We start from the raw sequence: 251 nt of genomic DNA, 5'->3' as shown, positions 1-251 counted from the left end.
GACCAGTGACATGCTTTTTCTGGCACGTTCAGAGCATGGTCTGCTGCGGCTGGATAAACATGATGTGGATCTGGCAGCCGAACTGAATGAATTACGTGAGTTGTTCGAGCCCCTGGCAGACGAAACAGGAAAGACAATCACGGTTGAAGGAGAGGGCGTTGTTACCGGAGACAGCGATATGCTGCGCCGTGCTTTCAGTAACCTGCTTTCCAATGCAATCAAGTATTCTCCCGATAACACCTGTACAGCGA

At 50.6% G+C, this 251-nt stretch carries 1 pseudogene; it reads left to right on the top strand.

The features are described from left to right. Positions 1–251 (top strand): annotated as a pseudogene (locus ACTHTK_RS10305) (two-component sensor histidine kinase); the annotation flags it as partial.

The sequence above is a fragment of the Neisseria sp. P0006.S009 genome (genome assembly GCF_051962915.1).
GTDB lineage: Bacteria > Pseudomonadota > Gammaproteobacteria > Burkholderiales > Neisseriaceae > Neisseria > Neisseria subflava_E.
The sequence above is the reverse complement of the archived record's forward strand: the minus strand, read 5'-3'. Positions and strand labels throughout refer to the sequence as shown.